The sequence below is a fragment of the Pseudomonas sp. GW823-FHT02E01 genome, from assembly GCF_058797535.1.
Window position 1 is genome coordinate 38076 of record NZ_JBXAJS010000003.1, and the last position, 23830, is coordinate 61905.

At 61.2% G+C, this 23830-nt stretch carries 20 protein-coding genes and 2 pseudogenes; 17 read left to right on the plus strand and 5 right to left on the minus strand.

Annotated elements, in window-relative coordinates:
* The first annotated feature begins 157 nt into the window (after positions 1–157).
* From AC1RDQ_RS07510 to AC1RDQ_RS07550, 9 genes are all read left to right on the plus strand, one after another.
* Positions 158–1933 (plus strand): PQQ-dependent methanol/ethanol family dehydrogenase, encoded by a 1776-nt coding sequence (locus AC1RDQ_RS07510; protein ID WP_218498251.1) that lies wholly within the window; start codon positions 158–160, stop codon positions 1931–1933.
* Between the two features lie 239 nt (positions 1934–2172).
* Positions 2173–3693, plus strand: a complete 1521-nt coding sequence (gene exaC, locus AC1RDQ_RS07515; RefSeq protein WP_218498250.1) for an acetaldehyde dehydrogenase ExaC — start codon at positions 2173–2175, stop codon at positions 3691–3693.
* Between the two features lie 256 nt (positions 3694–3949).
* Positions 3950–4021, plus strand: a complete 72-nt coding sequence (gene pqqA, locus AC1RDQ_RS07520) for a pyrroloquinoline quinone precursor peptide PqqA (protein WP_003253598.1) — start codon at positions 3950–3952, stop codon at positions 4019–4021.
* A gap of 55 nt (positions 4022–4076) precedes the next feature.
* Positions 4077–4991 carry a pyrroloquinoline quinone biosynthesis protein PqqB gene (gene pqqB, locus AC1RDQ_RS07525; RefSeq protein ID WP_492586870.1) on the plus strand — a complete coding sequence of 305 codons (915 nt, stop codon included), beginning with the start codon at positions 4077–4079 and terminating at the stop codon, positions 4989–4991.
* A 144-nt stretch (positions 4992–5135) separates the two neighbouring features.
* On the plus strand, positions 5136–5888 hold the full coding sequence (gene pqqC / locus AC1RDQ_RS07530; RefSeq protein WP_492586871.1) for a pyrroloquinoline-quinone synthase PqqC: 753 nt from the start codon (positions 5136–5138) through the stop codon (positions 5886–5888).
* Positions 5885–6157: a pyrroloquinoline quinone biosynthesis peptide chaperone PqqD gene (gene pqqD, locus AC1RDQ_RS07535; RefSeq protein WP_057715190.1), complete on the plus strand. Its 273-nt coding sequence runs from the start codon at positions 5885–5887 to the stop codon at positions 6155–6157. The genes pqqC and pqqD overlap by 4 nt, the downstream gene beginning before the upstream one ends.
* A complete protein-coding gene (gene pqqE / locus AC1RDQ_RS07540) occupies positions 6135–7277 on the plus strand; it encodes a pyrroloquinoline quinone biosynthesis protein PqqE (RefSeq protein ID WP_090454973.1) in 1143 nt (380 codons plus the stop codon). Before pqqD ends, pqqE begins: the two co-directional genes overlap by 23 nt.
* Before the next feature lie 220 nt (positions 7278–7497).
* Positions 7498–8661 carry an alcohol dehydrogenase-like regulatory protein ErcA gene (ercA, locus tag AC1RDQ_RS07545; RefSeq protein WP_057715188.1) on the plus strand — a complete coding sequence of 388 codons (1164 nt, stop codon included), beginning with the start codon at positions 7498–7500 and terminating at the stop codon, positions 8659–8661.
* Complete coding sequence (locus AC1RDQ_RS07550) at positions 8645–10381, plus strand: PAS domain-containing hybrid sensor histidine kinase/response regulator (protein WP_090454974.1); 1737 nt, start codon at positions 8645–8647, stop codon at positions 10379–10381. The genes ercA and AC1RDQ_RS07550 overlap by 17 nt, the downstream gene beginning before the upstream one ends.
* On the opposite strand, the gene AC1RDQ_RS07555 is transcribed toward AC1RDQ_RS07550, so the two are convergent.
* Positions 10357–11247, minus strand: coding sequence for an aldose 1-epimerase (locus AC1RDQ_RS07555; RefSeq protein ID WP_492586872.1), 891 nt, complete (start codon positions 11245–11247; stop codon positions 10357–10359). The genes AC1RDQ_RS07550 and AC1RDQ_RS07555 overlap by 25 nt on opposite strands.
* A gap of 393 nt (positions 11248–11640) precedes the next feature.
* On the opposite strand from AC1RDQ_RS07555, the gene AC1RDQ_RS07560 reads away from it, so the two are divergent.
* Positions 11641–12261 carry a TetR/AcrR family transcriptional regulator gene (locus AC1RDQ_RS07560; RefSeq protein ID WP_008046717.1) on the plus strand — a complete coding sequence of 207 codons (621 nt, stop codon included), beginning with the start codon at positions 11641–11643 and terminating at the stop codon, positions 12259–12261.
* Between the two features lie 142 nt (positions 12262–12403).
* Here AC1RDQ_RS07560 and preA read toward each other — a convergent pair whose 3' ends face one another.
* The 3 genes from preA to hydA form a co-directional block, all read right to left on the minus strand.
* Entirely contained in the window at positions 12404–13678 is a 1275-nt protein-coding gene (gene preA, locus AC1RDQ_RS07565; RefSeq protein WP_340316197.1) for an NAD-dependent dihydropyrimidine dehydrogenase subunit PreA, read from the minus strand.
* Entirely contained in the window at positions 13679–15046 is a 1368-nt protein-coding gene (locus tag AC1RDQ_RS07570; RefSeq protein ID WP_492586874.1) for an NAD(P)-dependent oxidoreductase, read from the minus strand. It abuts the gene before it with no gap.
* Between the two features lie 162 nt (positions 15047–15208).
* Positions 15209–16648 (minus strand): dihydropyrimidinase, encoded by a 1440-nt coding sequence (hydA, locus tag AC1RDQ_RS07575; RefSeq protein ID WP_492586876.1) that lies wholly within the window; start codon positions 16646–16648, stop codon positions 15209–15211.
* A 553-nt stretch (positions 16649–17201) separates the two neighbouring features.
* Between hydA and AC1RDQ_RS07580 the strand changes: the two genes are divergently transcribed.
* The 7 genes and pseudogenes from AC1RDQ_RS07580 to AC1RDQ_RS07610 all read left to right on the plus strand — a co-directional run bounded on the left by AC1RDQ_RS07580 (position 17202) and on the right by AC1RDQ_RS07610 (position 22787).
* The gene (locus tag AC1RDQ_RS07580) at positions 17202–18686 is read left to right on the plus strand and encodes an NCS1 family nucleobase:cation symporter-1 (protein ID WP_057715182.1); all 1485 of its coding nucleotides are present in this window, start codon (positions 17202–17204) and stop codon (positions 18684–18686) included.
* A 148-nt stretch (positions 18687–18834) separates the two neighbouring features.
* Positions 18835–20118, plus strand: coding sequence for a Zn-dependent hydrolase (locus AC1RDQ_RS07585; protein ID WP_218498239.1), 1284 nt, complete (start codon positions 18835–18837; stop codon positions 20116–20118).
* Between the two features lie 94 nt (positions 20119–20212).
* A complete protein-coding gene (locus AC1RDQ_RS07590) occupies positions 20213–20647 on the plus strand; it encodes a carboxymuconolactone decarboxylase family protein (protein ID WP_492586877.1) in 435 nt (144 codons plus the stop codon).
* Between the two features lie 3 nt (positions 20648–20650).
* On the plus strand, positions 20651–21544 hold the full coding sequence (sigJ, locus tag AC1RDQ_RS07595) for an RNA polymerase sigma factor SigJ (protein ID WP_492586878.1): 894 nt from the start codon (positions 20651–20653) through the stop codon (positions 21542–21544).
* Between the two features lie 143 nt (positions 21545–21687).
* Positions 21688–22113: pseudogene (locus tag AC1RDQ_RS07600) on the plus strand (PAS domain-containing protein); the annotation flags it as partial.
* 57 nt (positions 22114–22170) lie between these two features.
* Positions 22171–22305: pseudogene (locus AC1RDQ_RS07605) on the plus strand (response regulator transcription factor); the annotation flags it as partial.
* Positions 22306–22565: 260 nt separating this feature from the next.
* Positions 22566–22787, plus strand: a complete 222-nt coding sequence (locus tag AC1RDQ_RS07610; protein ID WP_139212678.1) for a hypothetical protein — start codon at positions 22566–22568, stop codon at positions 22785–22787.
* A gap of 144 nt (positions 22788–22931) precedes the next feature.
* On the opposite strand, the gene AC1RDQ_RS07615 is transcribed toward AC1RDQ_RS07610, so the two are convergent.
* The gene (locus AC1RDQ_RS07615) at positions 22932–23699 is read right to left on the minus strand and encodes an SDR family oxidoreductase (RefSeq protein WP_007976320.1); all 768 of its coding nucleotides are present in this window, start codon (positions 23697–23699) and stop codon (positions 22932–22934) included.
* Between the last annotated feature and the right edge of the window lie 131 nt (positions 23700–23830).

Genomic DNA, 23830 nt, shown 5'->3' on the forward strand with positions numbered 1-23830 from the left:
TGGCACAAAGTTCGCTGCTCATCTCCTCCGACCCTGTACCAAGGAACTAGCAATCTCCTCATTGCGGGCAATTGTTGCCAGGGCAGCGGCGCCCAAGAATCTGCACCAGACCGGGAAAATTTTCCGGACATAACAAAAATCCGCAGAGGAAGCCGTCATGACCCAACCCGCACGTCGCCAGTCCTTCGTCTTGAGCCTGCTGCTCAGTGCCATGCTGTTGTCCGGCCAGGCATTGGCCGGGGTTTCCGACCAGGACATTCTCCAGGACCCGAAGAACCCGGAACAGGTCGTGACCAACGGCCTCGGCGTTCAAGGGCAGCGCTACAGCCCGCTGGATATTCTCAATGTCGACAACGTCAAGGAGTTGCGCCCGGCGTGGGCGTTTTCCTTCGGCGGAGAAAAACAGCGTGGCCAGCAAGCGCAGCCGATGGTCAAGGACGGCGTGATGTATATGACCGGTTCCTACTCCCGGGTATTTGCCGTGGATGCGCGCACCGGCAAGAAACTCTGGCAATACGATGCGCGCCTGCCCGATGACATCCGCCCTTGCTGCGACGTGATCAACCGTGGCGTCGCGCTGTATGGCGACCTGGTGATTTTCGGCACCCTCGACGCCAAGCTCGTGGCGCTGAACAAGGACACCGGCAAGGTGGTGTGGAGCAAGAAAGTCGCCGACCACAAGGAAGGCTACTCGATCAGCGCCGCGCCGCTGGTGATCAACGGCAAGCTGATTACCGGCGTGGCCGGTGGCGAGTTTGGCGTGGTGGGCAAGATCGAGGCCTACGACCCGAAAAACGGTGATCTGCTGTGGACCCGGCCAACGGTCGAAGGCCATATGGGCTACGTCTACAAGGACGGCAAAGCGGTTGAAAACGGCATCTCCGGCGGCGAGGCGGGCAAGACCTGGCCGGGCGATCTGTGGAAAACCGGTGGCGCCGCGCCTTGGCTTGGTGGCTATTACGACCCTGAAACCAACCTGCTGTTGTTCGGTACCGGCAACCCGGCACCGTGGAACTCGCACCTGCGCCCTGGCGACAACCTCTACTCCTCGTCGCGCCTGGCGCTCAACCCGGACGACGGCACCATCAAGTGGCACTTCCAGAGCACGCCCCACGATGGTTGGGACTATGACGGCGTGAACGAGCTGGTGTCCTTCAACTACAGCGAAGGGGGCAAGGAGATCAAGGCGGCGGCCACTGCCGACCGTAACGGTTTCTTCTACGTGCTGGACCGCACCAACGGCAAATTCATCCGTGGCTTCCCGTTCGTGGACAAGATCACCTGGGCTACCGGCCTGGATAAAACCGGCCGGCCGATCTACAACGAAGCCAGCCGTCCCGGTGCCCCGGGTTCCGAAGCCAAGGGCAGTTCGGTCTTCGTGGCGCCGGCGTTCCTCGGCGCGAAAAACTGGATGCCGATGGCCTACAACAAAGACACCGGGCTGTTCTATGTGCCGTCCAACGAATGGGGCATGGACATCTGGAACGAAGGCATCGCCTACAAGAAAGGCGCGGCGTTCCTCGGCGCCGGCTTCACCATCAAGCCGTTGAACGAAGACTACATCGGCGTGCTGCGGGCCATCGATCCGAAAACCGGCAAGGAAGTCTGGCGCCACAAGAACTACGCGCCGCTGTGGGGCGGGGTGCTGACCACCAAGGGCAACCTGGTGTTCACCGGCACGCCTGAAGGCTTCCTGCAGGCCTTCAACGCCAAGACCGGCGAAAAGGTCTGGGAATTCCAGACCGGCTCTGGCGTGCTCGGTTCGCCCGTGACCTGGGAAATGGACGGCGAACAGTACGTCTCGGTGCTCTCCGGCTGGGGCGGCGCGGTACCGCTGTGGGGCGGCGAAGTGGCCAAGCGGGTGAAGGACTTCAACCAGGGCGGCATGCTCTGGACCTTCAAGCTGCCCAAGGACCTCGTCGCCAAGCATTAAACCTGTAGGAGCGAGCCTGCTCGCGATGGTCGTCAACGATAACGCTGGAAGCCTGATACCCCGCGGCGTTCTCGGGTTCATCGCGAGCAAGCTCGCTCCCACAGTGTTTTGTGTGAAACCTACGACCAAATAACGAGAGCCCCTCCTGCCAACGATGCATTCGTCTGGCGCGCGGGGCTCTCTAGTATCGGCGTATCGCCTGTCAGTACGACAGGCATCGACCCAGACAGAGGCCCACCATGATCTACAAACAACCCGGAACCCCAGGCGCCGTCATTACCTTCAAGCCGCGCTACGGCAACTTTATCGGTGGCGAGTTCGTTGCCCCGATCAATGGCGAGTACTTCACCAACACCTCGCCGGTCAACGGTGAAGTGATCGCCGAATTCCCGCGCTCCAGCGCCGCCGACATCGACAAGGCCCTGGACGCCGCCCATGCCGCTGCCGACGCCTGGGGCAAGACCTCGGCCCAGGACCGCTCCCTGGTGCTGTTGAAAATCGCCGACCGCATCGAGCAGAACCTTGAGGTCCTGGCCGTCACCGAAACCTGGGACAACGGCAAGGCCGTGCGCGAAACCCTGAACGCCGACGTGCCGCTGGCGGCCGACCACTTCCGCTACTTCGCTGGCTGCATCCGCGCCCAGGAAGGCGGGGCTGCCGAGATCAATGAGCTGACCACGGCCTATCACTTCCATGAGCCCCTGGGCGTGGTCGGGCAGATCATTCCGTGGAACTTCCCGCTGCTGATGGCCGCCTGGAAACTCGCCCCGGCCCTGGCCGCCGGCAACTGCATCGTGCTCAAGCCTGCCGAACAAACGCCGCTGTCGATCATGGTCTTCGCCGAGCTGATCGCCGACCTGCTGCCGGCGGGTGTGTTGAACATCGTCCAGGGCTTCGGGCGCGAAGCCGGCGAGGCCCTGGCCACCAGCAAGCGCATCGCCAAGATCGCCTTCACCGGCTCGACCCCGGTGGGCGCGCACATCATGCATTGCGCCGCCGAGAACATCATCCCGAGCACCGTCGAACTGGGCGGCAAGTCGCCGAACATCTTCTTCGAAGACATCATGAACGCTGAACCCGCGTTCATCGAAAAAGCCGCCGAAGGCCTGGTGCTGGCGTTCTTCAACCAGGGCGAAGTCTGCACCTGCCCGTCTCGGGCACTGGTCCAGGAGTCGATCTACGAGCCGTTCATGGCCGAGGTGATGAAGAAGATCGTCAAGATCAAGCGCGGCAATCCGCTGGACACCGAGACCATGGTCGGCGCCCAGGCTTCCGAGCAGCAATACGACAAGATCCTCTCGTACCTGACCATTGCCCAAGAGGAGGGCGCCGAGCTGCTCACCGGTGGCGCGGCCGAACGTCTGGAGGGTGACCTGTCCAGCGGCTATTACATCCAGCCGACCCTGCTCAAGGGGCACAACAAGATGCGCGTGTTCCAGGAAGAAATCTTCGGCCCGGTGGTGGGCGTCACCACCTTCAAGGACGAAGCCGAAGCGCTGGCGATTGCCAACGACAGCGAGTTCGGCCTCGGCGCCGGCCTGTGGACCCGCGACATCAACCGGGCCTACCGCATGGGCCGGGCGATCAAGGCCGGGCGCGTATGGACCAACTGCTACCACCTGTACCCGGCTCACGCGGCGTTCGGTGGCTACAAGAAGTCCGGCGTTGGTCGCGAAAACCACAAGATGATGCTCGATCACTATCAACAGACCAAAAACCTGCTGGTGAGCTACGACATCAATCCGCTGGGGTTCTTCTAACCTCGCAAGAACACTGAAAAACCTGTGGGAGCGAGCTTGCTCGCGATGAGGCCGGCACATTCAACATCTCGGTTGACTGTTGCTCCGTCATCGCGAGCAAGCTCGCTCCCACATGGGTTTTGTGTTGCCAATGACTGCGCAACACCCCCTACCAAATCACCCCCAAAACTCCTTCGAAAGTAGCATTCGGGCACTCGGCGCCCCGTGCATTAATGGCTCTACCGGAATCACCCGGGCACAAGAAGAGGAATGACCCATGTGGACTAAACCCGCGTTTACCGATCTGCGCATTGGCTTCGAAGTGACGATGTATTTCGCCAACCGTTGATTGATCACCCGGCCAGCCGATGCGTTGGCCGGGCCTGCCTTCTGGAGCATCCGCCATGCACATCCGCGTTCTCGGTTCCGCCGCTGGCGGTGGTTTCCCGCAGTGGAACTGCAACTGCCGCCAGTGCGCCGGTGTGCGCAATGGCAGCTTGCGGGCCCAGCGCCGTACACAGTCGTCGATTGCCCTGAGTGACGACGGTGTGGAGTGGGTGCTGTGCAATGCTTCACCGGACATTCGCGCGCAACTCGAGGGTTTTGCGCCGCTGCAACCGGCGCGCCGATTGCGTGACACTGCCATCGCCGGCGTCGTGCTGCTGGACAGCCAGATCGATCATTGCACCGGTTTGCTCAGCCTGCGCGAAGGCTGTCCGCATGCGGTGTGGTGCACCGAGCGCGTGCATCAGGACCTGAGCAGCGGTTTCCCGTTGTTCAAAATGCTTGAACACTGGAACGGCGGATTGCAATGGCAATCGGTCGGCCTCGATCGCCAGCCGTTCGGCATCCCGGCCTGCGAGCATTTGCAGTTTCGCGCGATTCCCCTGGTGAGCAACGCGCCGCCGTATTCACCCAATCGCGGCAACCCGCAACCGGGCGACACCATTGGCCTGTTCATAGAAGACCTGCGCAGCGGTGCCTCGCTGTTCTATGCGCCGGGTCTTGGGCAGATCGACGATGAAGTGCTGGGCTGGATGCAGCGTGCCGATTGCCTGCTGCTGGACGGCACCCTGTGGCGCGACGATGAGATGCGTCTTTGCGAAGTCGGCCAGAGCCTGGGCAGCGAAATGGGGCACCTCCCACAAAGCGGCCCCGGCGGGATGCTTGACGTGCTGGAGGGTTTCAACCGCCAGCGCAAGGTGCTGATCCATATCAACAACACCAATCCCATTCTCGATGAAGACTCGGCCGAGCGGGCTTTGCTGGAGCGGCGGGGGATCGAAGTGGCTTATGACGGCATGAGTATTGAGCTGTAGCCAAAGGCTCTATCGCGAGCAAGCTCGCTCCCACAATGGATTTCTGCAGTACATGAAATTTGTGTTCCCACCGAACACCTGTGGGAGCGAGCTTGCTCGCGATAGGGCCAGCGCAGGCACCGCAAAAAGTTCCCGGAGAACAAAATGACTGACACCCCCATGTCCCCCACAGAATTCGAAGCCGCCCTGCGCGCCAAGGGCGCCTACTACCATATCCACCATCCCTTCCACCAAGCGATGTACGCCGGATGCGCCAGCCGCGAGCAGATCCAGGGCTGGGTCGCCAATCGCTTCTACTATCAGATCAACATTCCCCTGAAGGACGCCGCGATCCTGGCTAACTGCCCGGACCGCGATGTGCGCCGGGAGTGGCTGCAACGGATTCTCGACCACGACGGCGTCCCCGGCAGCGAGGGCGGAATCGAAGCCTGGCTGCGCCTGGGCGAAGCCGTGGGCCTGGATCGCGAACAGATTTTGTCCCAGGAACTGGTGCTGCCCGGGGTGCGTTTCGCGGTGGACGCCTACGTCAATTTCGCCCGTCGCGCCTGCTGGCAGGAAGCGGCCAGCAGTTCGCTGACTGAACTCTTTGCCCCACAGATCCATCAGTCGCGACTCGACGCCTGGCCGACCCATTACCCGTGGATCGACGTCGCCGGCTACGACTATTTCCGCACGCGCCTGAGTCAGGCGCGGCGCGATGTCGAGCATGGCTTGCGCATTACCCTGACGCACTACGTGACGGCCGAGGGGCAACAACGCATGCTGGAGATCCTGCAATTCAAGCTCGACGTGCTGTGGAGCATGCTCGATGCCATGAGCATGGCCTACGAACTTGCACGCCCGCCTTATCACACGGTCACCGGCGACAACGTCTGGCACCGGGGGATCGCCCTGTGAGCCTGATCAATCGCCAGCAGTCACCGGCCTTGCGTCGTGGTTTTCGTCTGCAATGGGAGCCCCGTCAGGATTGCCACGTGCTGCTGTACCCCGAAGGCATGATCAAGCTCAACAGCAGCGCCGGGCAGATTCTCGACCTGGTGGATGGCCAGCGCAGCGTGGCGGCGATCATTGATCGATTGAGCGCGAATTTCCCCGGCGTACCCGGGATCGACGAAGACGTGCTGGCGTTTCTGGAGGTGGCCCATGCGCAATTCTGGATCGAGTGAGACGCTGCCCGGACCGCCGTTGTGGCTGCTCGCCGAGTTGACCTACCGCTGTCCGTTGCAATGCCCGTATTGCTCCAATCCGTTGGACTTTGCCCGGCACGGTGAGGAACTGGGCACGGAAGAATGGATCCGCGTATTCCGCGAAGCGCGGGACATGGGCGCCGCGCAATTGGGCTTTTCCGGTGGCGAGCCGCTGGTACGTCAGGACCTCGCCGAGTTGATCAAGGCCGCGCGAGACATGGGTTACTACACCAATTTGATCACTTCGGGCATCGGTTTGACCGAGCAGAAGGTGCGCGACTTCAAGGTGGCCGGGCTGGACCATATCCAGATCAGCTTCCAGGCCGCCGACGAAGCGGTGAATAACATGCTGGCCGGCTCGCGCAAGGCCTTTGCCCAGAAACTCGCCATGGCCCGTGCGGTGAAAGCCCAGGGCTATCCGATGGTGCTGAACTTCGTCACCCATCGGCACAACATCGACCGGATCGCGCAGATCATCGAGTTGTGCCTGGAGCTGGAAGCGGATTTCGTCGAATTGGCCACGTGCCAGTTCTATGGCTGGGCTGAACTCAACCGCGTCGGCCTGTTGCCCACACGGGAGCAATTGCAACGTGCCGAGCGCATCACCAACGAGTATCGCCAGCGGCTTGAAGCTCAGGGCCACCCGTGCAAGTTGATCTTCGTCACCCCGGACTACTACGAGGAACGCCCCAAGACCTGCATGAACGGCTGGGCCAACCTGTTTCTTGACATCACCCCCGACGGCACGGCCTTGCCTTGCCACAGCGCCCGGCAGTTGCCGGTAGCGTTTCCCAACGTGCGCGAGCACAGCCTCTCGCACATCTGGAACGACTCGTTCGGCTTCAATCGTTTTCGCGGCGATGAGTGGATGAAGGAGCCGTGCCGCTCCTGCGATGAAAAGCACAAGGACCTGGGCGGGTGCCGCTGCCAGGCTTTCATGCTGACTGGCGATGCCAGCAATGCCGACCCGGTGTGCAGCAAGTCGCCGCACCACGGCGTGATCCTCAAGGCCCGCGAAGAAGCCGAGGTGCCAGGGATGGGGATCGAACACCTGACGCTGCGCAATGCGAAGACTTCGCAGCTGATCTATCGCGGTTAGTCTGGCGACATAAATCCCCTGTGGGAGCGAGCTTGCTCGCGATGAGGTCGGCGCAATCAACATTGATGTCGACTGTGATGCAGCTATCGCGAGCAAGCTCGCTCCCACAGGGGGCTGCGGCGTTCGCAGAATAGGGCGGATGACCTTGGTCTGATTGCATTCGCAGCTGGATGGTTTAGTGTGGTTTCTACCTTCCAAAACAATAAAAACAGGCTTTCCAATGAGCCAGAGTCTCAACCAGCTGCGCAAGTTCGTTTCCCCTGAAATCATCTTCGGTGCCGGTAGCCGGCACAGTGTCGGCAATTACGCCAAGACCTTTGGCGCACGCAAGGTGCTGGTGGTCAGCGATCCCGGCGTGATCGCCGCCGGCTGGGTCGCCGATGTCGAGGCCAGCCTGCAAGCGCTGGGCATCGAATACTGCCTGTACAGCGATGTCTCGCCCAACCCACGGGTCGAAGAGGTGATGCTCGGTGCCGAGATGTACCGGGAAAACCACTGCGACGTGATCGTCGCCGTCGGTGGTGGCAGCCCGATGGACTGCGGCAAAGGCATCGGCATCGTCGTCGCCCATGGCCGCAGCATTCTCGATTTCGAGGGCGTGGACACCATCCGCGTGCCCAGCCCGCCGCTGATCCTGATTCCGACCACCGCCGGCACCTCGGCCGATGTCTCGCAATTCGTGATCATTTCCAATCAGCAGGAGCGCATGAAGTTCTCCATCGTCAGCAAGGCCGTGGTGCCGGACGTTTCGCTGATCGACCCGGAAACCACCCTGAGCATGGACCCGTTCCTGTCGGCCTGTACCGGGATCGACGCGTTGGTGCATGCCATCGAAGCCTTCGTGTCCACCGGCCACGGGCCGTTGACCGACCCCCATGCGCTGGAGGCGATGCGCCTGATCAATGGCAATCTGGTGCAAATGATCGCCAACCCGACCGACATCGCCCTGCGCGAGAAGATCATGCTCGGCAGCATGCAGGCAGGGCTGGCGTTTTCCAACGCCATCCTGGGCGCCGTGCATGCCATGTCCCACAGCCTCGGCGGCTTTCTGGACCTGCCCCACGGCCTGTGCAACGCGGTGCTCGTCGAGCATGTGGTGGCCTTCAATTACAACTCGGCACCGGAGCGCTTCAAGGTGATCGCCGAGACCTTCGGCATCGACTGCCGAGGCCTGAATCACCGGCAGATCTGTGGGCGCCTGGTCGAACACCTGATCGCCCTCAAGCACGCCATCGGCTTTCACGAAACCCTCGGTTTGCATGGCGTCAGGACCTCGGATATTCCGTTCCTGTCGCAGCATGCGATGCACGATCCGTGCATCCTGACCAATCCGCGCGAATCCAGCCAGCGTGATGTCGAGGTCGTCTATGGCGAAGCCCTCTGACGAGCAACAACGCGCCCTGGCCGGGCTGCTGGGGCTGGGCAGCCATTCGGCGCGCAAGAGTCATTACCCGGAACTGGCCGCGCGCCTGGATGATCTGGAAGCCGAGCGTAACCGCTACAAGTGGCTGTTCGAAAACGCGGTGCACGGTATCTTCCAGGCCAGCCTGCACGATGGCATGCGTGCCGCCAACCCGGCGCTGGCACGCATGCTTGGCTATCAGGACCCGCAGGAGGTGCTGTTCTCCCTGACCGACCTGGCCGGCGCCCTGTTTGTCGACGGCGCGCAGGAGCTGGAAAACATCGGCGAGATCCTCAGGCACCAGCGTAGCCTGCACGGCTATGAAACCCGCTTGCGCCGCAAGGACGGCAGCCATCTCGATGTGTTGATGAACCTGCTGCTCAAACCTGGCCAGGAAGGCCTGGTGGAGGGGTTCGTTTCCGATATCACCGAGCGCAAACAGGCCCAGCAACGCCTGCAGCAACTCAATGACGAACTGGAGCTGCGCGTCGTCGCGCGCACCAATGAACTGCTCGAAGCCAACCGTAACCTTCAGCAGCAGATCACCCAGCGTAAACAGATCGCCAAGGCCTTGCGCGATGCCCGCGATGCCGCCGAGGCCGCCAATCACAGCAAGGACAAATACCTCGCCGCCGCCAGCCACGACCTGCTGCAACCGCTGAACGCCGCGCGGTTGCTGGTTTCGACCTTGCGCGAACGCCAATTGCCGGAAGCCGAACAGGTGCTGGTGGAGCGCACTCACCAGGCCCTGGAAGGGGCCGAAGACCTGCTGACGGATCTGCTCGACATTTCCCGGCTCGATCAGGCCGCGGTCAAGCCGGACATCGCGTCGTACCGCCTCGACGAACTGCTTGGGCCACTGGTGTCGGAGTTCCAGTCCGTCGCCCAGGCGGCCGGCTTGAACCTGCGGGTGCGCATGGCCGATTACGCCATCAGCACCGACTTGCGCCTGATGACGCGGATCCTGCGCAACTTTCTCAGCAATGCCTGCCGCTACACCGATGAAGGCAGCATCCTGCTGGCGGTAAGGCGTCGGGGCGAGATGCTGCGCCTGGAGGTCTGGGACACCGGGCGTGGCATCGCCGCCGACCGGCTCGATTCGATCTTCCTCGAGTTCAACCAACTGGATGTCGGTCGCGCCGCCGACCGCAAGGGCGTGGGTCTGGGGCTGGCGATTGTGGAGCGCATCGCCAAGATCCTTGGCTATAAAGTCGGCGTGTACTCGTTGCCGGGGCGGGGTTCGATGTTCAGCATCGAGGTGCCGATATCCGACGAGGTTCCGTTGCCCGTGAGCCAGGCGGTACCACAACCGGGCACCGGCAATCCGCTGCCGGGCCGCCGTTTACTGGTGATCGACAACGAAGTGAGCATTCTCGAAAGCATGGGCGCGTTGCTCGGGCAGTGGGGCTGCGACGTTCTGGTCGCCACCGATGAAGCGGCCGCACTGGCAGCGTTACGCGGACAGGCGCCGGAGCTGATTCTCGCGGACTACCACCTCGATCACGGGGTGGTCGGCTGTGATGTTGTGCGACATTTACGCGAGCATTTCCACCAGGACATTCCCGCGGTGATCATTACCGCCGACCGCACCGACCAATGTCGGCGTGCGTTGCAGCGGCTCAACGCACCCTTGCTGAACAAACCGGTGAAGCCTGGCAAGTTGCGAGCGGTGTTGAGTCAACTGTTGGGAGCATCTGCCTGAAGCGGTCGATACTGCAGGGTGAAACCCAGTTCGGTGGATTGGCCTTGTTCCAGCAAACGCAACCCCGGCCGACCGGGCAGGTGGTGCGCGTTGACCGGATGGCTCACCGGTTCGATGCAGAAAAACTCCAGGCCCACGGGGCAGTACAGCAGGTAGTAATCGCTGCCGGTGGCCTGGCAGTCGAGCGTGTAACCAAGATCCGCTTGCTCGATCAGGCAGTGACCGTTCCATTCGCAGAAGCCATTGTCCACCAGCGATTCGGGCAATACCTTCAGTTGCTGGAAATCCCACTCGAGCGGCAATGCGCTGAGTTCTGTCGGCAGTTTTTCCCTGTCGCACAACCACACATGCCGGGCGGGTGCCTGTAGTCGGGTGTTCGCGGTGCGCGGCAGATACGGATGCAATCCCAGGCCATGCCACGCAGCGTGCTCGGCCAGGTGGGTGACGTGCAGTTCGATGCTCAGCATGCCCGCGCTCAAATGGAAACGTTGCCGGGCGCGATAAGCGAAGGGGGCTGTGCTGTCGAGCTGCAGGACCACTTCATTTTCCGACCGGGAAACCACGTCCCACGCCTGCTGCCAGGCGCTGCCGTGAATCGGCAGGGGATCGGTGAGGCTGTTGGGCGCCAGTGCCAGCCAGCCATCGGGGCAATCGAAACCGCCATCGGCGATGCGGTTGGACCAGGGGATCAAGGGAAAGCAGCCGAGTTTGCCGGGCAGGCCGGTATTCAGGGCGTGCTCATCGGCGTGCCGCAACAAGGGCTGTCCGGTGCTGCGCACCGCCCAGTTGACGATGCTGGCGCCAAGCTCGGGTGCGAGGGTGAGGCGGGTGAATTCGTCTTCGAGTTCGATCAGTGTTAGCGACATGTTGACCTGCTGTGTGATTTTCAAGGCTTGCACCGTTCCCTGTGGCGAGGGAGCTTGCCCCCGTTGGGTCGCGAAGCGGCCCCTACGACTTTCAGGCATATCGAGGAGTTTATATTTACGTCTGCTGCGCAGCCTAACGGGGGCAAGCCCCCTCGCCACAAAAGCTCGCTCCCACAAGGGATTGGATTGTCAGCTGGAAATCATCGGCGGCAGCGTGCCGAGCAGGGCCGCGACGGTCAGGGTTTTCTTGAGCAACATCGTGGGTACCTCAGGCAGTTTCCAAGTGCGCAGAGTTTAGCTTTACGACAGTGGCTGCACGAAGTTTCGTTTTCCCCTGTCGCCGCGATCCAGAGCGGATGCTAGTCTTGCTCAACGTTGTTGTCGGGGATCCGCATGGGCAATCACAAGATCGAGATTCGTCGCAGTAACGTCGAAAAAATCCTGCTGGGGGCGGAAAAAGTCTTCGCTGAAAAGGGCTTTGGCAGCACCGCCATGGCCGACATCGCCGCTGAAGTACAACTGCCGCGCTCCAACCTGCACTACTACTTCAGCACCAAGACCGAGTTGTACAGCGCCGTGCTGTTCGACTTGCTGGAAGTCTGGAAGCAGGATGCGCTGTGCTTCGAGATGTTCGATGACCCGCGTGTGGTGCTCAGCAGCTACATCCGCGCCAAGATGAACCATTCCCGCAGCCGGCCCTATGGCTCGAAAGTCTGGGCCAACGAAATCATCCATGGCGCGCCGACCCTCGGCGAAGCGCTGGATGCGAGCCTGTACGACTGGGCCAAGATGAAGGAAGCGAAAATCCGCCAGTGGGTAGACGACAAACGCATCCTGCCGGTGGAGCCCTCGAGCCTGCTGTACATGATCTGGGCCTCGACCCAGCACTACGCCGACTTCGATCACCAGGTGAACATTCTCAACGACCATCAGCCGCTGTCGGACATGCAGTTCGAGAAAGCGGTGCAGACGGTGACCAGTGTGATTTTGCGGGGGATTGGGTTGGAGCCTTGAGATTTGTGCTGCAGTGGCCGGCCTCATCGCGAGCAAGCTCGCTCCCACAGGGATCATTGGTGTACTCAGGTTTGATGTACGACACAAATCCACTGTGGGAGCGAGCCTGCTCGCGAAGGCGCCGGTTCAGACGCCGCAGATTTCAAGGACCGACGTGATACGGATTCCTCGGATCATGATTCCAGTCCAGGAACGGCTTGCCAGTCTCCACCGGCACCATCTCGATGCAGTCCTGCACCGGGCAGGTGATCTGGCACAGGTTGCAGCCCACGCACTCCTCATCGATCACTTGATACTTGTGAGTGCCATCCGCCTGCTTGAGGCTGGCCACGGCCTGGTGCGAGGTGTCCTCACAAGCGATATGGCAGCGACCGCAACCGATACAAGCCTCCTGATCGATTTTCGCGATCACCTGGTAGTTGATGTCCAGGTACTTCCAGTCCGTGGTGTTGCCCACCGCACGGCCGGAAAACTCCGAAATGCTGGCATAGCCCTGACTGTCCATCCAGCGTGACAAGCCGTCCTTCATGTCTTCGACAATCCGGAAGCCATGCAGCATCGCCGCCGTGCAGACCTGCACCGAGCCACTGCCGAGCGCGATGAATTCCGCCGCATCGCGCCAGTTGCCAATGCCGCCGATCCCGCTGATAGGCAGGCCTTGGGTCTGCGGGTCGCGGGCGATTTCGGCGACCATGTTCAAGGCAATCGGCTTGACGGCCGAGCCGCAGTAACCGCCGTGGGTGCTTTGGCTGCCGACCATGGGATTGGCGACCATGCGTTCGAGGTTAACGCTAGTGATCGAGTTGATGGTGTTGATCAACGACACCGCATCGGCACCACCACGGTGGGCGGCGCGGGCGGCGACACGGATGTCGGTGATGTTCGGCGTGAGCTTGACGATCACCGGCAGCGAGCAATACGTTTTGCACCAGCGGGTGACCTGTTCCACGTATTCCGGCACCTGGCCGACCGCCGCGCCCATGCCGCGTTCCGGCATGCCGTGGGGGCAACCGAAGTTCAGCTCGATGCCGTCGGCGCCAGTGGCTTCCACCAGCGGCAGGATGTGTTTCCAGGATTCTTCGACGCAGGGCACCATCAAGGACACGATCAGCGCACGGTCCGGCCAGTCCTTTTTGACCTGGGTGATTTCCCGCAGGTTGATCTCCAGCGAGCGGTCGGTGATCAGCTCGATGTTGTTAAAGCCGAGTACCTCCCGGTTAGCCCCGAAGTGTGCCGAGTAGCGCGAAGACACGTTCACCGCCGCCGGGTCTTCACCCAGGGTTTTCCAGACTACGCCGCCCCAGCCGGCCTCGAAGGCGCGGACCACGTTGTAGGCCTTGTCGGTCGGTGGCGCGGAGGCCAGCCAGAATGGATTGGGTGCTTTGATGCCGGCGAAGACAATCGACAGATCGGCCATTTACGCAGCCTCCACGTTGAGCATCAGTTGAGCGTTGATCGCCTCGGCGGCGCGCTTGCCATGCTGCACAGCTTGCACGGTAAGGTCTTGATCGAGGCTGGTGCAGTCGCCGCCGGCATACACGCCGGGGATGCTGGTGCGCAGTTGTTCATCGACTTCGATGCGCTCGCCCTGACGCTTGAGTTCTCGGGCCAGCGGATCGCTGAGGGCGCTGCCGTCGAAGGTCTGGCCGATGGCCTTGAAGATCGCGTCGGCGGCCAGTTCGAAGGTTTCACCGGTGGTTTGCAGGCGGTCTTCCACCAGACGGGTGCGGGCGAAACGCATGCCGCGCACGCGGCCATGGTCATCGAGCAGCACTTCTTCGGGTTGAGCCCAGGTCATCAGCCGCACCTGATTGGCCTTGGCAATCTCCTGTTCGTGATGGGTGGCCCCCATGTCCTCGATGCCACGGCGGTACACCAGATTCACATCGTGGGCGCCGAGGCGGGCCATTTGCACCGCCATGTCGATGGCGGTGTTGCCTGCGCCGAGGACAATGCAGTGGTCGGCCAGGGGCAGTTGGCTCAGGTCATCGGCCTGGCGCAGTTCACGGATGTAGTCGGTGGCGGCGAGCAGGCCGGGCGCGTCTTCGTGGGCCAGCCCTAGCTGTTTGCTGGCATTGAGCCCGAGGCCGAGGAACACCGCATCGAACTGTTGCTGCAGTTCACTGAGGGTCAGGTTCTCACCGAGTTTCTGCCCGTGGCGGATTTCGATGCCGCCAATCTCCAACAGGAACTCAAGTTCCTTTTGCGCGTAGTCATCCACCAGTTTGTATTTGGCGATTCCGTACTCGTTGAGGCCGCCAGCCTTTTCCCGCGCCTCGAAAATCACCACGTCATGCCCGTGCATGGCACTGCGGTGGGCGCAGGACAAACCGGCCGGACCGGCACCCACCACGGCGATGCGTTTGCCGGTGGCGGCAGCACGCTGGAAGGGGTGCGTGCTGAAATGGGCGTTGTCCACGGCGTAACGTTGCAACAGGCCGATCATGACCGGCGCGCATTCGTGAGTGTTGTTGCGCACGCAGGCCTGCTGGCAAAGAATCTCCGTCGGGCACACCCGGGCGCAACTGCCACCGAGGATGTTGGCCGAGAGGATTTTCTGCGCGGCGCCTTGCACGTTGTCCTGCGCAATGTTGCGGATGAACGAGGGAATGTCGATCTCGCTCGGACAGGCATTCACGCAGGGCGCGTCGTAGCAATACAGGCAGCGCGAGGCTTCCAGGTGCGCCTGGCGCTCGTTGAGCGGCGGTGCCAGATCGGTGAAGTGGCCGGCGAGGGCGGCCGCATTCTCAACGGGATGCGGGAGGTGGTCCAGGGTCTTGATCACGGTTTTGGCCTCACGGTTATTTGAGGTGCTGCCTCTGAATGGGCATTGTTTTTTGTGTTGTCTGTGCGGGCCTCATCGCGAGCAAGCTCGCTCCCACAGGGATCTCGGGTGTTCACAAAACCTGTGGGAGCGAGCTTGCTCGCGATAGGCCGAAGGCCGCTTTCAGCGTTTCACGGCAACCGGCTTGTGCAACTCGGCCCGCTTGCTCAGCAAATCAAACACCGCCGGATACGCCGGTCGTTCGATGTAGCGCCCGGCCCCGCGTTCGGCCCGCAGGTCGCCGTCGGCCCAGACCACGCGGCCCTGGCTGATGGTGTGGCTGGGCACGCCGCGCACGGTCTTGCCTTCGAAGATGTTGAAGTCCACCTGCTGGTGGTGGGTCTTGGCGGAAATGGTCCGCGTGCCTTGCGGGTCCCACAGCACCAGGTCGGCATCGGCACCCACACGAATCGCGCCTTTGCGTGGGTAGAGGTTGAAGATCTTCGCCGTGTTGGTGGACGTCAGCGCGACGAATTGCTGCATCGAAAAGCGTCCGCTGTTCACGCCTTCATCCCACAACACCGCCATGCGGTCTTCGATGCCGGCGGTGCCGTTGGGGATCTTGCTGAAGTCGTCGCGGCCAGCGGCTTTTTGCTCGGCGCAGAAGCAGCAGTGGTCGGTGGCGGTGGTGTGCAGGTTGCCCGATTGCAGGCCATGCCAGAGCGCCTCTTGATGGCCGCGGGGGCGGAACGGCGGGCTCATCACGTAACCGGCGGCGGTTTGCCAGTCCGGATCGCGGTAGACGCTGTCGTCCAGCAGCAGGTGCCCGGCCAGTACTTCGCCATAGACCGGCTGGCCCTTGCCCCGGGCGTAGGTGATTTCGTCCAGGGCTTCCTTGGTCGAGACGTGAACCAGGTACAGTGGCGTGCCCAGGGTTTCGGCGATGCGGATCGCCCGGCTCGCGGCCTCGCCCTCAACCTGTGAAGGCCGCGACAGCGGATGCGCTTCCGGTCCGGTGATGCCCTGGGCCATCAGCTTGCGTTGCAGGTGATACACCAGTTCACCGTTTTCCGCATGAACGGTCGGCACCGCGCCCAGTTCCAGGCAGCGTTCGAAACTCGCCACCAGGGTGTCATCGGCGGCCATGATCGCGTTCTTGTAGGCCATGAAATGCTTGAAACTGTTGATGCCGTGCTGGCTGACCAGTTCGGCCATTTCCTCGCGGACCTGTTCGCTCCACCAGGTGATGGCGACGTGAAAGCCATAGTCCGACGCCGACTTCTCGGCCCAGCCGCGCCACTGATGGAAGGCTTCGAGCAAGGATTGCTGCGGGTTGGGAATCACGAAGTCGATGATCGACGTGGTGCCGCCGGCCAATCCGGCCGCCGTGCCGCTGTAGAAGTCTTCGCTGGCCACGGTGCCCATGAAGGGCAGTTGCATGTGGGTGTGCGGGTCGATGCCGCCGGGCATCAGGTATTGGCCGCTGCCGTCGAGCACTTCGGCGCCTGCAGGTACATCGAGATTTTCGCCGATGGCCTTGATCACGCCGTCTGCGCAATACACATCGGCGCGATAACTTTCATCATGGGTAATAAGGGTGGCGCCACGGATCAACAGAGACATTCCGAGTTCCTCGCAGGCAATGACCGGTTTATGCCGGTTCTAGATGTTCTATATAAAAACAGCCCGGTCAGATTTATTCCTGTCAGTGCTGTCAGGATTAAACGCTAGCTGCAGTTATCCGAATCGGCAAGAATATTTTTTATAAGCTTATTCATGTATTAACTAGTTGATATTTAAGGATTAATTACAAGAATCACCAAAATGGTGAGGCCGTTCACCATTTTGACGCACTTGACAGGATCGAAAAATAGTCAAGATTTCTTATGTGAAATCAGCTGTTTGAGTATGGTCTATGGTTGATGCGCAGCCATCGAAAAAAAGATCAACGCACCAGATTGAGTCCTGACTGTCAGGACAACTTGTATGGCATTCGGCCTGAGTGGCATGACATGCAACTGAGGACTGCATCGTTGACTGCATAAAACTGATAAACATCAGTTGCTTACAGAGTGTTTATGGAACTGCCCGATGCGTAAGCGGGGCACCCGGCACGTTTATTGATGCCGCCAGCCCCCGATGAGCAAAAAATAATTCAAAGAACAGTGGAGCGGCCATGCAACAGATCAGATCGCAAGTGACCGAGCGCGACGGCTTGTTCGAGCTTGAAGCCGGCAGCGATGTCCTCGACAGTCCCCGTTACAACCACGACATTGCACCGACCAAGGTGCGTGAACGCACCTGGAACAAATGGCACATCACCGCGTTGTGGGTAGGCATGGCGATCTGCGTGCCGACCTACACCCTTGGTGGCGTGCTGACCGCGTACTTCGGCCTGACCGTCGGTGAAGCGCTGCTGGCGATTCTGTTTGCCAACATCATCGTGCTGATTCCCCTGACGCTTAACGCCTTTCCCGGCACCAAGTACGGTATTCCCTTTCCGGTGTTGCTGCGCTCGTCCTTCGGCGTGCTCGGCTCCAACATTCCGTGCCTGATCCGCGCCCTGGTGGCGTGTGGCTGGTTCGGCATCCAGACCATGTTCGGCGGGCTGGCGATTCACCTGTTCCTCGGCTCGGTGTTCGAGGGCTGGAAGTCCCTGGGCGGCACCGGTGAGGTCATCGGCTTCATGGTGTTCTGGGCGCTGAACCTGTGGGTGGTGATTCGCGGTGCCGAGTCGATCAAATGGCTGGAAACGCTCTCGGCACCGCTGTTGGTGCTGGTGGGGGTAGGGTTGTTGGTGTGGGCCATGCCCAACGTGTCGATGACCGAGTTGCTGGCGATCCCGGCCAAGCGCCCCGAAGGCGCGGGCGTGGCCAGTTACTTCGCGGCCGGGCTGACCGCGATGGTCGGGTTCTGGGCCACGCTATCGCTGAACATCCCCGACTTCAGCCGCTACGCGAAAAGCCAGAAAGACCAGATCGTCGGGCAGATCATCGGCTTGCCGCTGACCATGTTCCTGTTTGCCTCCCTGGGCGTGGTGATGACCGCCGCCTCGGTGAAGCTGGTGGGGGTGACGGTGTCCGACCCGGTGACCCTGATCGGCCATATCCAGAGTCCGGTCTGGGTGGCGCTGGCCATGGCGCTGATCATCATCGCCACGCTGTCGACCAACACCGCGGCCAATATCGTGTCGCCCACCAACGATTTCCAGAACATCGCCCCCAAGGCGATCAACCGGACCAAAGCGGTAATTCTCACCGGGCTGGTCGGACTGGCGCTGATGGCCCATGAACTGCTGAAAAAGCTCGGCCTGATCGTTTCCGATCTCAGCCTGGAAACGGTCTATTCCAACTGGTTGCTCGGCTATTCCAGCCTGCTGGGGCCGATCGCGGGGATCATGGTGGTGGACTATTTCCTGATCAAGAAGCAGCAACTGGACCTCGCCGGCCTGTACCGCGATGACGTGTATCCGGCGTGGAACTGGAGCGGGTTCATCGCGTTTGGTGTGCCGGTGGTGCTGACGTTGCTGTCCCTGGGCAGCGACGCGTTCAGCTGGTTCTACAGCTATGGCTGGTTCACCGGCTCGGCGCTGGGTGGGATTATTTATTACGGGTTGAGTGTGATGCGGCCCAGCCCATCAATAGCTAAAACTGCGGTGTAAGGGAGGGCCTCATCGCGGGCAAGCCCGCTCCCACAGGTTTTGTGCACACCCGAGAACCCTGTGGGAGCGGGCTTGCCCGCGATGGCGGCCTCAAGTTCACCAACGAATTGCCTGAAGAAACACACAAGAACAGCCTGAGGAAATCATCATGAACGCGGCCGTAGACGTTCTGCAGTCCAGCCATCAGCACATCAACCGCGACCGCCTGTGGCAATCGCTCATGGAACTGGCCAGGCTCGGCGCCACGGTCAAGGGCGGCGTGTGTCGCCTGGCCCTGACCGATCTGGATCGCCAGGCCCGGGACATCTTCGTCAAATGGTGTATCGATGCCGGCTGCACCGTCAGCATCGACGCCGTCGGCAACATCTTCGCCCGTCGCCCCGGGCGCAATCCCGACCTGCCACCAGTGATGACCGGCAGCCACATCGACACCCAGCCCACCGGCGGCAAGTTCGATGGCTGCTTCGGTGTGCTGGCCGGCGTCGAAGTGCTGCGTACCCTCAACGACCTCAACATCGAAACCGAAGCGCCGCTGGAAGTGGTGGTCTGGACCAACGAAGAAGGCTCGCGCTTCGCCCCGTGCATGATGGGTTCCGGCGTGTTCGCGGAAAAATTCACCCTCGAGGAAACCCTGGCCAAGGTCGATGCCGAGGGCGTGACGGTGGGGCAGGCACTGAATGCCATTGGTTACGCCGGGCCGCGCAAAGTCAGCGGCCACAAAGTCGGCGCCTACTTTGAAGCCCACATCGAACAAGGCCCGATACTGGAAGACGAACGCAAGACCATAGGCGTGGTCATGGGCGCCCTCGGGCAGAAATGGTTTGACCTCAAGCTGCGCGGTGTCGAAGCCCACGCCGGCCCGACCCCGATGCACCTGCGCAAGGACGCCCTGGTCGGCGCCGCGGTGATCGTCGGTGCGCTCAACCGCGCCGCCCTCAGCCATCAACCCCATGCCTGCGGCACCGTCGGCTGCCTGCAAGCCTATCCCGGCTCGCGCAACGTCATCCCTGGCGAAGTGCGCATGACCCTGGACTTCCGGCACCTGGAACCGGCGCGCCTGGACTCGATGATTGCCGAAGTGCGTGAAGTCATCGAAACCACCTGCGACGAACACGGCCTGACCTTCGAACTCACGCCAACGGCCGACTTCCCACCGTTGTACTTCGACAAGGGCTGCGTCGAAGCGGTACGCGGCGCCGCCCAAAGCCTGGGCCTGTCGCATATGGACATTGTCAGCGGCGCGGGCCACGACGCGATCTTCCTCGCCGAACTCGGCCCGGCCGGGATGATCTTCGTGCCGTGCGAAGGCGGCATCAGCCACAACGAAATCGAAAACGCCGCGCCGGATGACCTGGCGGCCGGGTGTGCGGTGCTGTTGCGGGCAATGCTGGCGGCCTCGGCGGCGATTGCGAAGGGAGAGTTGGCTGCTTGAACCGAGTGACGTGCGCTGAATGAATCAGCGCACGTCACAAACCCCAACCCTCAATCGTCATCCTGTTGAATCCCTCAATCAGTGGAGCAACACGATGTCGTCCAACACCCAAGCGGTCAACCTGCTGCAATCGATTCCACAGGTTTTCGAAAGCCTGACCCAGGTTCATGTCGCGCTCGATCAGCATGATCTTGATCCAGGCCTCAAGCACTTGATCCACCTGCGCGCCTCGCAGATCAACCAATGCGGTTTTTGCGTGAAGATGCACACCCGCGAAGCCCGGGAAGCCAATGAAACCAACGAGCGTCTGGATCGTCTGATCGTCTGGCGTCACGTCAGTGATTTCAGCGCTGCGGAGCGCGCTGCGCTGGCGTGGACCGAAGCCTTGACGGTACTGGATGAAAAAACCGATTACGCCAGCCTGCGCGGTGAACTGAGGGCGTATTTCAATGACGAACAGATCGGCGCCTTGACGGCCGAGATCGGCATGATCAACCTGTGGAACCGCTTGCAGGTGTCGAGGCACTGATTGATGAACTGCGCTGAAAACGCCGCCACTGTGTTCGAGCAGCGTCGGCCCTTTTTGCTTGGTCTGGCCTATCGCATTCTCGGTTCGCGCGTCGAAGCCGAGGATGCGGTGCAAGAGTTGTTCATCAAGTGGCTGGAGGCCGACCGGGCCTCCATCGCCACGCCGGCCGCCTGGCTTACCACCGCCTGCACCCGCCATTGCATTGACCTGCTACGGTCGGCGCACAAGTCCCGGGTAGATTACATCGGTACCTGGCTGCCGGAGCCGATCCACACGGCGCATCAGGATTCACCCGAGCACATGCATGAACTGGCTTCGTCGCTGTCCACCGCGTTCGTGTTGTTGCTGGAGCGGCTGACACCCAAGGAGCGTGCCGCGTACCTGCTGTACGAAATCTTCGACATGGATTACCCGCAGGTTGCCGATGCGGTCGGGGTGCAGGAAGCCGCTTGCCGCAAACTGGTGTCTCGGGCCAAGGCGAGTCTTGGCAGTGCCCAGGCCCGCTATCAACCGGAACCTGTGCGCCAAAACCAGTTGCTCAGTGCCTTCCACAACGCCATCACCAGTGGTTCCACGGCGAACTTGAGCGTGATGCTGAGCGAAGACGTCGAACTCTGCGCCGACAGCGGCGGCAAGGCTTCGGCGATCCGTGAAACGCTGCTTGGCATCGAAAGCGTGCTGGATTTCATTGGTCAGTCGTTGCACGCCTATTGGCAGACCTGTGAATGGCTGCCCGTTGAAATCAATGGTGCACAAGGCGTCATCATCAAGGCCGACGGTGTTATCACCGCGTCGATGACGTTTGCTTTCGATGAAACCGGGCGGGTGAATCGGGTTTTCATCATGCGTAATCCGGACAAGTTGGCGGGGCTTAACGCGTCCTTTAACGTGCAATAGTCAAAGGACCACCGGCCCTCCAGGCTTTTCGCTGACCAACTCCACCGCTTTCGCGAGCAAGCCCGCTCCCGCAAGGTTCGTTGCACTAACCAAAACTCCGGCGGTCGTATTCTTCACAGGGGCACCATACTTGTGGAGTCGAAATGAGCCAGCACGTCCTTTCCACGGAGGCCAATCGTCGCCAGTTGCAGCAAATCATCGCCTGCTTGTCCGACGGGGTGATTCTGCTCGATCCCGACCAGAGCATCCTGTGGGCCAACGAGGCGGCGCTGGCCATGCACGGTGCCTCGCAGATCAGCGACCTGGGCAGCAATGCCAAGGCCTATGTCAAACGCTTCGCCTTGCGTTATCGCAACAATCACCTCGTGCCGGCCGACAGCTACCCGATCAGTCGGGTGGCCCGTGGCGAGACGTTCAGCGATGTGCTGGTGGAGGTGACATCGGCGGGGAACGAAGCGTACACCTGGGTCCATCGCGTGCGCAGCCTGGTATTGGTTGACGGCCGTGGCAAACCGGAGTCGCTGGTCTTGATCATGGACGATGTCACCGACCGGGCCAGCACTGGGCAACTAACCGCCCGTGAGCGCGATGTACTGGGTCTGATCTGCGAAGGCCTGGCCGACAAGGACATCGCCGCGCGCCTGAAACTGGCACCGAACACAGTGCGCAACCATGTGGCGACGGTGTACTCCAAGCTCAATGTGCACAGCCGCAGCGAGGCGATTGTCCGGGCGCGGGAGCGGGGGACTGTTTTCTGGTGAATCCCGGTCGAAGGGGCAGGGTTAACCTACAAACGCACTATCGGTCACCGCATTGATCGAAGAACTGCGTTACGAACTGGACAGCAATTCCTTGCAGCGCCCTGATTCGGTGATGTAAGAACTGTCAGCTTTTACGGGTACTGGTCACGGATTGGGCTATAAATGATTCGCAGATATTTATTTTTTTGACAGGTGCATGGATTTTGCGCGCCGGTTTTGTTGTCACAAAAATGTGTCTATCACTTATCGCGGGTCAACCTATGAAAACTCTTGGGAAACGCGTTATCTCACCCTTGTCGCTGGCATTCTGCGTGGCGATCCTCGGCGGCTGTGCCAGTCCGCCACCTCCTCCAGCGGTCACTCCACCCCCTCCTGAACGCACCTGCCAGGCCATGGATAAAACCGATGTTCTGGGCGATGTACGGGCTGAAGACGGGCAGGTGACCCGAGTCACTACCACGACTCGTTGCGTCACGCAGTAAGCCCGGACGCTGCGATGTGCAACAACCCCGACTGTGGGAGCGAGCTTGCTCGCGATAGCGGCGTATCAGTCGACATCGATGTTGAATCTGATAACGCCATCGCGAGCAAGCTCGCTCCCACAGGGATTTGTGCTGTTCAGACGATCAGGACAGGAAGCCGCCATCCACATTCAGCGAAACGCCGGTGGTGTAGCTGGAAGCATCGCTGGCCAGGTACAACACTGCGCCGGCCATTTCGCTTGGGTCAGCCACGCGCTTGAGCGGGATCTGTTGCAAAGCGGTGTTCAGGATGGCTTCGTTTTTCACCAGTGCCGAGGCGAACTTGGTGTCGGTCAGACCCGGCAGCAAGGCATTGCAGCGAATCCCGAATTGCGCACATTCCTTGGCGAAGACTTTGGTCATGTTGATCACCGCCGCCTTGGTCACCGAGTAGATGCCTTGGAAGATACCCGGTGAAACACCGTTGATCGAAGCCACGTTGATGATGCTGCCGCCGCCGTTTTCGCGCATCAGCTTGCCGGCTTCGACCGACATGAAGAAGTAGCCGCGGATGTTCACGTCGACGGTTTTCTGGAAGGCGCTGAGGTCGGTGTCCAGCACGTTGCAGAACTGCGGGTTGGTCGCGGCGTTGTTGACCAGGATGTCCAGGCGCCCGAACTGTTCCTTGATGCCGGCGAAGACCTGGCTGATCTGTTCCATCTCGCCGATGTGACAGGCAATGGCGGTGGCCTTGCCGCCGGCGGCGATGATGGCGTCGGCGACGTGCTGGCAGCCTTCAAGCTTGCGGCTCGACACGATCACGTGGGCGCCTTGCTGGGCCAGTAGTTTGGCGATGGCTTCACCGATGCCACGGCTGGCGCCGGAGACGAAAGCGATCTTGCCGTCGAGGTCGAACAACTGAGTCTTGGACATGGGATTCCCTTATGAAAAGTCTTGTTATCGAGTCAAATGCCGTGTTGCGGCTAATGCTGTTCAGTTGAGGCCAGTCAGTGCGCGTTATCGTTCACGGTCTTCGCGAGCAGGCTCGCTCCTACAGGGATCGC

Excerpts from the sequence above, each read along its gene's own strand:
- AC1RDQ_RS07510 (WP_218498251.1), top strand. The coding sequence starts at position 158 with ATGACCCAACCCGCACGTCGCCAGTCCTTCGTCTTGAGCCTGCTGCTC.
- exaC (WP_218498250.1), top strand. The coding sequence starts at position 2,173 with ATGATCTACAAACAACCCGGAACCCCAGGCGCCGTCATTACCTTCAAG.
- pqqB (WP_492586870.1), top strand. The coding sequence starts at position 4,077 with ATGCACATCCGCGTTCTCGGTTCCGCCGCTGGCGGTGGTTTCCCGCAG.
- pqqC (WP_492586871.1), top strand. The coding sequence starts at position 5,136 with ATGACTGACACCCCCATGTCCCCCACAGAATTCGAAGCCGCCCTGCGC.
- pqqE (WP_090454973.1), top strand. The coding sequence starts at position 6,135 with ATGCGCAATTCTGGATCGAGTGAGACGCTGCCCGGACCGCCGTTGTGG.
- ercA (WP_057715188.1), top strand. The coding sequence starts at position 7,498 with ATGAGCCAGAGTCTCAACCAGCTGCGCAAGTTCGTTTCCCCTGAAATC.
- AC1RDQ_RS07550 (WP_090454974.1), top strand. The coding sequence starts at position 8,645 with ATGGCGAAGCCCTCTGACGAGCAACAACGCGCCCTGGCCGGGCTGCTG.
- AC1RDQ_RS07555 (WP_492586872.1), bottom strand. The coding sequence starts at position 11,247 with ATGTCGCTAACACTGATCGAACTCGAAGACGAATTCACCCGCCTCACC.
- AC1RDQ_RS07560 (WP_008046717.1), top strand. The coding sequence starts at position 11,641 with ATGGGCAATCACAAGATCGAGATTCGTCGCAGTAACGTCGAAAAAATC.
- preA (WP_340316197.1), bottom strand. The coding sequence starts at position 13,678 with ATGGCCGATCTGTCGATTGTCTTCGCCGGCATCAAAGCACCCAATCCA.
- hydA (WP_492586876.1), bottom strand. The coding sequence starts at position 16,648 with ATGTCTCTGTTGATCCGTGGCGCCACCCTTATTACCCATGATGAAAGT.
- AC1RDQ_RS07580 (WP_057715182.1), top strand. The coding sequence starts at position 17,202 with ATGCAACAGATCAGATCGCAAGTGACCGAGCGCGACGGCTTGTTCGAG.
- AC1RDQ_RS07585 (WP_218498239.1), top strand. The coding sequence starts at position 18,835 with ATGAACGCGGCCGTAGACGTTCTGCAGTCCAGCCATCAGCACATCAAC.
- AC1RDQ_RS07590 (WP_492586877.1), top strand. The coding sequence starts at position 20,213 with ATGTCGTCCAACACCCAAGCGGTCAACCTGCTGCAATCGATTCCACAG.
- sigJ (WP_492586878.1), top strand. The coding sequence starts at position 20,651 with ATGAACTGCGCTGAAAACGCCGCCACTGTGTTCGAGCAGCGTCGGCCC.
- AC1RDQ_RS07610 (WP_139212678.1), top strand. The coding sequence starts at position 22,566 with ATGAAAACTCTTGGGAAACGCGTTATCTCACCCTTGTCGCTGGCATTC.
- AC1RDQ_RS07615 (WP_007976320.1), bottom strand. The coding sequence starts at position 23,699 with ATGTCCAAGACTCAGTTGTTCGACCTCGACGGCAAGATCGCTTTCGTC.